Below are 8,262 nucleotides of genomic sequence, written 5' to 3'. Positions count from 1 at the left end.
GGCGGCGTGTCCTCCGGCGTCTCCAGCACCACGGCGGCACGGCCGGCGATCTGGGCAATCCTGAGCGCCCGCTGACCATAGGCTCCGTTGATCAGCACCAGGAGCTTGCCGGTGCGCGGCACGAAGCTGGTGATCATCGCCTCGACGGCGAACGTTCCCGAGCCCTGCACCGGCACGGTGACATGCGTGCCGGTGGCGCCGGCCAGCTCGGCGATCCTGTCGAGCACCATGCGGTTGATGCGCAGGAACTCGGCATCGCGCGAGCCCCAGTCGTGCACCATGGCCTGCTTGACGGCGGCGGAGGTGGTGAGCGGACCGGGCGTCAGCAGCAGTGGATCGCCCGTCTCGGAGGCTGCGGGACTCTTGGAAGTCGCGGGTCGGGTCGTCATGGCTGGAACCATGCGGTCGCGAAGCCTATCCGTCCAGTATATATTCAATATGTCTTCCATCGGTTAGACCTATATGACGCCCACCCAGCTCCGTGCCTTCCATCTGGTCGCCGAATCCGGCTCGTTCTCCGCCGCCGCGCGCGCCTCCGGCCTCAGCCAGCCCAACCTGTCGGGACAGGTCACTGCCCTGGAGAAGACCTACGGCGTGCGCCTGTTCGACCGTCGCGGCCATGGCATCGCGCCGACCGAGACCGGCCGGCAGCTGCATGGGCTCACGACCCGCCTGTTCGCGCTGCAGGAAGAGGCGCGTGCCCTGCTGGCCGGCGAGCAGGCGCTGACACGCGGGCATCTGCGAATCGCCGCCGACTCCGCGCACCATGTCGTGCCCATCATGGCGAGCCTGCGCAAGCGCGCGAGGAACCTCACCTTCGCCCTGTCGATCGACAATTCCGCCGTCGTGCTCGACCGCCTGCTGCGCCACGAGGCCGACGTCGCGGTGATGGCCAAGAGCGTGTCCGATCCGCGGCTTCACGCCGTGCGCCTGCGCCGAGACCGGCTGGTGCTGTTCGCGCCGGCCGCCCATGCGCTCGCCCGGCGCAGCCGGGTCCCGCTCTCGGCGCTCGCCGGGATGGAGCTTGTGCTGCGCGAGCGCGGCTCGATCACCCGCGAGGTGCTGGAGCAGGCGATGGCCGACGCCGGCATCCGCCCCGACGCGATCGTCGAAGTCGAGACCCGCGAAGGCGTGCGCGAAGCCGTGGCGGCGGGCTTCGGCATCGGCGCGGTGTTCGAAAGCGAGCTCGGCCAGGACCGCCGCTTCCGCCGCATCGTCGTCAGCGACCAGCCCCTGCATGTCGCCGAGTACGCCGTCTGCCCGCAGGAGAGCCGCCGCCTCGCCCTCGTCCGCGCCTTCATGGACGAGGCCGAGCGATCGGCGGAGCTGTGAATCCTCCCCAAGCGAAGCTTGGGAAGGTGTCGCCGTCTTACGGCGACGGAGGGGTCATGGTTCTTTTGGACCGCGGGCGTCTCGCCCGCTCTTCTCATGAGCGGGCAAGACGCCCGCGGTCCACTTGAGGCATGCCCCCCCGTCGCCGAAGGCGGCGACACCTCCCCAGCGAAGCTGGGGAGGAGGATGATCACTTTGCACGTCCCCCATCTCCGCGATGTCGCTTCGCCGACGGTGGCTTGTTGAACACCGAGGGCGGCACCAGGCGGTTGACGATCTCGCGCATGGCGAAGCTCGATTCGATGCGGGCGACGCGCGGCAGACGCGACAGCTCGGCGCGGTGAATGCGGCCTAGGAAGGCGGCATTTGCCTTGTTCAGCTCATGGTCGGGGAGCGCGCCGTTTCTGTGCCGTCCATGATTCTTCCTTGGACCGCGGGCGTCTCGCCCGCTCATGCCTCATGAGAGGAGCGGGCGAGACGCCCGCGGTCGAAGAACATGAGCGCCACTCGAGGGCGCGCTCCAGCGCCGAAAAGACCGCGCCGTCACAGCACTGCGTGACCACTTGGTCACAGAAGCGTCAAAGAACTTTAACGGCATTCCCGCGAGGCGTAGGGTTTCGCGATCATGCATGGCGTCGAGACCGTCCTCAATGTGGTGGGAAGCGTCGCGCTACTTTTGTGGGGCGTTCGCATGGTTCGCACCGGACTGACGCGCGCCTTCGGCGCCGCGCTGCGGCGCGCTATCGCCGCCTGCTCGCGCAACCGCTTCACCGCCTTCGCCGGCGGCCTCGCCATCACCGGCCTGCTGCAGTCGAGCACGGCCACGGCGCTGCTGCTCTCCTCGTTCGCCGGGCGCGGGCTGATCCCATTGTCGATCGCGTTCGCCGTCATGCTGGGCGCCGATGTCGGCACGACGATCGCCGCCCAGGTGCTGTCGTTCGATCTCGGCTGGATGTCGCCGCTGCTGATCGGTGTCGGGGTTATCGGCTTCCTGTCGACCGAACACGACAAGCCGCGCCACGTCGGTCGCGTCGCGATCGGCCTAGGCCTGATGCTGCTATCGCTCAGGCTCCTGGCGATCGCCACCCAGCCCTTGCGCGAGTCGCCCGCCTTCATGGCCGCCCTCCAGGGCTTGCAGGACGAGTACGTGATCGCCGTCGTGCTGGCAACGCTCGCCACCTGGTTCGTGCACTCGAGCCTCTCGGTCGTGCTGCTGATCATGTCGTTTGCCGGCAGCGGCATCGTCGAGCCCAAGCTTGCGCTCGCCCTGGTCATCGGCGCCAACGTCGGCGGGGCGCTGGCGCCCTACGTAGCGCAGGCCGGCGCCGATGTCGCGGCCCGCCGCGTGCCGCTCGCCAATCTCGTCACCCGCGCCCTCGTCGGCCTCGCCGCCCTGCCCTTCCTCGGCCTCCTGCTGCCGGCGTTGCAGTGGCTCGATCCCTCGACGACGCGCCTCGCCGTCAATTTCCACACCGCCTTCAACATCGCCGCCGCGCTCGTCTTCCTGCCCCTGATCGATGTCATCGCCTGGGCGTGCCGCCGCCTGCTGCCCGACAGGCCGGTCGCCGACGACCCCGGCAGGCCGCGCCATCTCGATCCCAATGTCCTCGATTCGCCGACCGAGGCGCTGGGCTGCGCGCTGCGCGAGACGCTCAATCTCGGCGACCGCGTGGGCGACATGCTGCGCCAGAGCATCGAGGTGTTCGAGCGCAACGACCCCAAGGCGGTGAAAGCGATCGAGTCGGCCGACGATGCCGTCGATCGGCTCTACGAGGCGATCAAGCTCTACCTGATCCAGACGTCGCGCACCGAGCTCGGAGAGGAGGATGGCCGGCGCTATGTCGAGATTCTGACCTTTACCACCAACCTCGAGCATGTCGGCGACATCATCGACAAGAACCTGATGGAGCTGGCGGCCAAGAAGATCCGCAACCGCTACACGTTCTCTCCCGAAGGCATGGCCGAGCTGCGCGCCTTCCATGCCCGCGTACAGGAGAATCTGCGGCTGGCGCTGAACGTCTTCACCACGCGTGACATCTCGCTCGCCCGCCGGCTCGTCGCCGAGAAGACGGCCATACGCGAAGCCGAGGCGCACGCCGCCGACAGCCACTTCGCCCGTCTGCGCGAGGGGCGCCCCGAATCGATCGAGACCAGCTCGATCCACATGGACGTGATCCGCGACCTCAAGCGCATCAACGGCCACCTGACCACGGTCGCCTACCCAATCCTCGAGGTGGCCGGCGAACTCGCCGAGACGCGCCTCAGGACCGCCCCCGATCCGGTTACCGGACAGCCCGCCCCGTCGACCTAGCCTTTGATGCGCGTGCCCGCCGGGTCGAATGGGCAGCGCAGCGAAACCTTTGCCGCGAGCCGCGTGCCCGCGAGGTCGACCTCGAACCTGCCACTATCGAGCCACGCCGCATCGATCGCCGCGCCGTCGTCGCGCCTGACGTAGCCCAGGCCGACGGACGCGCCGATCGTGTGGCCGTAGCCGGCCGAGGTGAGGTCGCCGACCGGCCGGCCATCGCGCAGCAGCGCTTCGCCGCCCCACAGCAGCGGCTCGCCGTCCTGCAGCGCCACCGACACCAGCCGCCGCGCCAGCGGCATGGCCTTGGCCTTGACCAGTGCCTTCTGGCCGATGAATCCGCCCGGCTTGTCGAGCTTCACCGCCCAGGCGAGGCCGGCATTGAACGGTGTGTCGTCGGGCGTGAGCTCGCGACCCCAGGCGCGATAGCCCTTCTCCAGCCGCAGGCTCTCGACGGCATAGTAGCCGGCATCGCGCAGGCCGAGGCCGGCGCCGGCCTCGTGCAGCGTCTCGAACACCGTGACGGCGAACTCGACCGGCACGTAGAGCTCCCAGCCGAGTTCGCCCATGTAGGTGCGGCGCGACGCCAGCACCGTGGCGGGACCGACGCCGATCTCGCGGCAGGTGGCGAACGGGAAGCCCTCGTTGGAGAAATCGTCGCGGCTTACCCTCTGAAGCAACGCTCGACTTCGCGGTCCCATAAGCGACAACACGGTCCACGCCGACGTCACGTCGGCAAAGGTTACGAACGAATCGTCGGGCACATGCCGGGTGAGCCAATCCATGTCCCGCACCGGCTGGGCCGAGCCGGTGATGATCAGGAATTTTTCGCGCGCCAGGCGGGCGATAGTAAGGTCGCTCTCGAAGGTGCCGCGCTCGTTCAGGATGCCGGTGTAGACCGTGCGGCCGACCGGCACGGCGACGTCGTTGGCGGCGAGACGCTGCAACGTTGCCTCGGCATCGCGGCCCTGCACCAGGATCTTGCCGAACGAGGTCTCGTCGACCACGGTCACGGCCTCGCGCGTCGCGCGATGCTCGGCGCCGACGGCATCGAACCAGGCGCCGCGGCCCCAACCGTACTGCATGTCGGGAGTCTTGCCTGCGCCGGCGAACCAGTTTGGCCGCTCCCAGCCCATCTTGTTTCCGAACCAGGCGCCGCGCGCCTTGAGCCGATCATAGAGCGGCGAGCGGCGGAACGGCCGGCCGCTCTCCTGCTCGCGCTGCGGCCAAGGCATCTTGTAGTGCAGGCCGAGCGTCTCGGCGACGCGCGTGCGCAGCCACGTGTCGTTGCCATGGAAGCCGGCGAAGCGCCGGATATCGACCGGCCATAGATCGAGCGTCGGCTCGCCGGCTGCGATCCATTCGGCAAGCGCCATGCCGGCGCCACCCGAGCTCGCGATGCCCATCGAGTTGAAGCCCGCGCCGACGAAGAAATTCTTGAGCTGCGGAGCTTCACCAAGAACGTAGTTGAGATCCGGCGTAAAGCTTTCCGGCCCGTTCATGAATGTCTTGATGCCGGTTTTCTCCAGCGCCGGAACTCGGATCAGGGCGTTGTCCATCAGGATCTGGAACTGGTCCCAGTCGTCCGGCAGCATGCCGAACTCGAAATCATCGGGGATGATGTCCTTGTTCCACGGCTTGGCCTCGGGCTCGAAGCCGCCCATCAAGAGGCCACCGACCTCCTCCTTGAAGTAGATGTAGCCGTCGGGATCGCGCATCACCGGCAGGTCGCGCGGCACGCCCTCCATCTTCTCTGTGACGATGTACATGTGCTCGCAGGAATAGAGCGGCACGGTGACGCCAACCGAGCGGGCGAGCTGGCGGGCCCACTGGCCAGCGCAGCACACCACGATCTCGGCCTCGATCGAACCCTGCGTCGTCTGCACGCCGGTGACGCGGCCGTTCTTTGTGTCGACCTTCGTCACTCGCGTCTTCTCGAAGATGCGGGCGCCGGCATTGCGCGCGCCCTTGGCCAGCGCCTGGGTGATGTCGGCCGGGTTGGCTTTGCCGTCGCCGGGCAGCCACACCGCGCCCACCAGATCGTCGGTGCGCATGATCGGGTACTTCTCGCCAGCCTGTTTCGGCGTCAGCGGCTCGCATTCGACGCCCTGGGCGTTGGCCATGGCAGCCGAGCGGCGCAGCAGCACCATGCGCTCCTCGGTACGCGCGACCGACAGCGAGCCGCACTGCTTCCAGCCGGTCGCCAACCCGGTCTCGGCTTCCAGCTTTGCGTAGAGCTCGGTGCTGTAGCGGATCAGGCGGGTGAGATTCTGGTAGCTGCGCAGCTGGCCGACCAGGCCGGCGGCATGCCACGTCGTGCCGCCGCTCAGCCGGCCCTGCTCCAGCAGGACGACGTCCTTCCAGCCGAGCTTGGCGAGGTGATAGGCCGTCGAGCAGCCCATGATGCCGCCGCCGACGATGACGACACGGGCCTGGGTCGGGAAGGTGCTCATCACAGCCTCCCCGCAAGCGCGGCCTCGTACATCTTGCGCATCTCGGGCACGCCGGCCTTGACCGGATTGCCGCCGGCGGTCGGATCGACGGCGGCCATTTCGGCGAACCTGTCGAGGTGGCTCTCCTTGACGCCGAGTTCCGCAAGGGAGTGCGGAATGCCGACGCGGCGCCGGAAGTCGAGCGTCCATTCCATGAAGCCGTCGAAGGTCGGATTGCGCAGCCCGAGCCAGCGCGACAGGCGCTGGATCTTCTCGTCGATCGCCGGCCGGTTGAATTTCAGCACGTAGGGCATGGCGACGGCGTTGGTGAGGCCGTGATGGGTATCGAGCACGGCGCCGACCGGATGCGACAGCGAATGGATGGCGCCGAGGCCCTTCTGGAATGCCGTCGAGCCCATCTGCGAGGCCGCCAGCATGTGGCTGCGCGCTTCGAGATCGCGGCCGTTCTCCACCGCGCGCACGAGGTTGTCCTTGACCAGCCGCATGCCCTCGACGGCAATGCCCTCGGCATAGGGGTGATAGCCCGGTGCGCAGTAAGCTTCGAGGCAATGGATGAAGGCATCCATGCCAGTGCCCGCCGTAAGCCTGGGCGGCAGGCCGACCGTCAACTCGGGATCGGCGATGACGACGCTGGGCATCATCCTGGGATGAAAGATCACCTTCTTGGTATGGGTCGCTTCGTCGGTAATGACGGAGGCGCGGCCCGTCTCGGAGCCGGTGCCGGCGGTGGTCGGCACGGCGACGGAAGGATAGATGCCGACCGGATTGGCGCGCGTCCACCAATCGCCGATGTCCTCGAAATCCCACATCGGCCGGGTCTGGCCGGCCATGAAGGCGATCGCCTTGGCGGTGTCGATGCCCGAGCCGCCGCCCCAGGCGATCACACCGTCATGCTTGCCGGCGCGCAGCACCTTCACGCCGGAGTCGACATTGCTGGCGACCGGGTTGGGCTTCACGTCGCTGAACAGCGCCACCTCGAGCCCCGCCTTGCGCAGCGCCAGCATGGCGTCGGAGATCATGGTCAGCTTCGCCAGGCCGGGATCGGTCACCAGCAGCGGGCGCTTGAGCCCGACCGCCTTGCAGGCATCGGGCAACTCGCGGATGCGACCGGCGCCGAAGCGGATCGCCGTGGGGTAATTCCAGTTGCCGGTCAGAGGCGACGACATCAGGCGATTTCCTTCCGGCCGAGACAATTCACAGACATCTGCTATCCTTGCTTGCCGGCGCCACGCTAGCACGGCGGCACGCGATCGTTGGAGAGCAGCGGATCGCCGGCATGAGATTTCGCCGTGGGCAATTTCGCCTCCCGGCGACTCGCGTGCCGGCTGCAACACGCAACGGCTGGCCGGCCCATGCGTTGAAGCGGGATCACTCGCCCCACGGAAAGGCCAAGATGGGTGACCGGATCACGTTCTTGCGAGGCTGGACCCGGGACCCAAGGGCGGTTGGACTGCCCTTTGCAAGCAGCATCTGGACGGCAAGGCGGTTGGCCCAGACCGTCTTGGCGGCCGCCATTCCGGGCGGCGGGCCGGTGCTCGAGCTTGGCGCCGGGACGGGGCCAGTGACCAAGGCGTTGATAGACGCAGGCTGCCCACCGGACCAGATCATCGTCGTCGAGCAGGACCGCGACCTTTGCCGAACGCTCGAACGGCGCCTGACCGGAGTGCGCGTGCTGCAGGGAAACGCGCTTGCCATGGGCGACATTCGGCAACGAGCCCAAATCCGGTCCGTCAGCGTCGTGCTGAGCGGCCTGCCGATGCGCATCATCGCGCCGGTGGCGGCTGCGCGTTGCTACACGGCGGCGTTTGCGCTCATGCCCCCCGGCGGATCGATCATCCAGTACACCTACGGTTTCCGCTCACCCGTCGACGCGGAGGAAATGCCGGAACTCCAAGCGACCTTCGTCGGACGCGAGCTGCGTAACGTGCCCCCCATGGGAATCTGGAGCTATCGCCTGACCCGCGGACTGGTCAATGGTCACGCGAGGTCGGGCGAATGGACTCGTCGAACTGCCCCTGGTGCGGCTCCGGCACCGTGATACCGGGCGCCACGACCGTGAGAGCGTCGAAGTTGCAAAGCGATTGATAGGCGGCGGTGCCGATATCAAGCGCCGCCAAGGACGGAACGACGGCGACTGGCCGGGCCAAATCAACCGGCCATCCGCAGCCGTCG

General features: G+C 67.8%; 5 protein-coding genes and 1 pseudogene. 3 read left to right on the top strand and 3 right to left on the bottom strand.

Annotated features, from left to right (window positions below):
- Window positions 1–389 (bottom strand): annotated as a pseudogene (locus AB7O82_RS28830) (2-aminoethylphosphonate--pyruvate transaminase); the annotation flags it as partial.
- 73 nt (window positions 390–462) lie between these two features.
- Between AB7O82_RS28830 and AB7O82_RS28825 the strand changes: the two are divergent.
- Both AB7O82_RS28825 and AB7O82_RS28820 read left to right on the top strand, forming a co-directional pair.
- Window positions 463–1,332, top strand: coding sequence for a LysR substrate-binding domain-containing protein (locus AB7O82_RS28825; protein WP_428620796.1), 870 nt, complete (start codon window positions 463–465; stop codon window positions 1,330–1,332).
- Window positions 1,333–1,957: 625 nt separating this feature from the next.
- On the top strand, window positions 1,958–3,643 hold the full coding sequence (locus AB7O82_RS28820; RefSeq protein WP_428553899.1) for a Na/Pi cotransporter family protein: 1,686 nt from the start codon (window positions 1,958–1,960) through the stop codon (window positions 3,641–3,643).
- Here the strand turns inward: AB7O82_RS28820 and AB7O82_RS28815 are convergent.
- Complete coding sequence (locus AB7O82_RS28815; protein WP_428553902.1) at window positions 3,640–6,093, bottom strand: GcvT family protein; 2,454 nt, start codon at window positions 6,091–6,093, stop codon at window positions 3,640–3,642. The genes AB7O82_RS28820 and AB7O82_RS28815 overlap by 4 nt on opposite strands.
- A complete protein-coding gene (locus AB7O82_RS28810; protein ID WP_428553905.1) occupies window positions 6,090–7,256 on the bottom strand; it encodes an iron-containing alcohol dehydrogenase in 1,167 nt (388 codons plus the stop codon). The genes AB7O82_RS28815 and AB7O82_RS28810 overlap by 4 nt, the downstream gene beginning before the upstream one ends.
- A 320-nt stretch (window positions 7,257–7,576) precedes the next feature.
- Here AB7O82_RS28810 and AB7O82_RS28805 point away from each other — a divergent pair, with 320 nt between their 5' ends.
- Window positions 7,577–8,128: a class I SAM-dependent methyltransferase gene (locus AB7O82_RS28805; protein ID WP_428553908.1), complete on the top strand. Its 552-nt coding sequence runs from the start codon at window positions 7,577–7,579 to the stop codon at window positions 8,126–8,128.
- Window positions 8,129–8,262 lie beyond the last annotated feature (134 nt).

Source organism: Reyranella sp., assembly GCF_050185545.1.
GTDB lineage: Bacteria > Pseudomonadota > Alphaproteobacteria > Reyranellales > Reyranellaceae > Reyranella.
The sequence above is the reverse complement of the archived record's forward strand: the minus strand, read 5'-3'. Positions and strand labels throughout refer to the sequence as shown.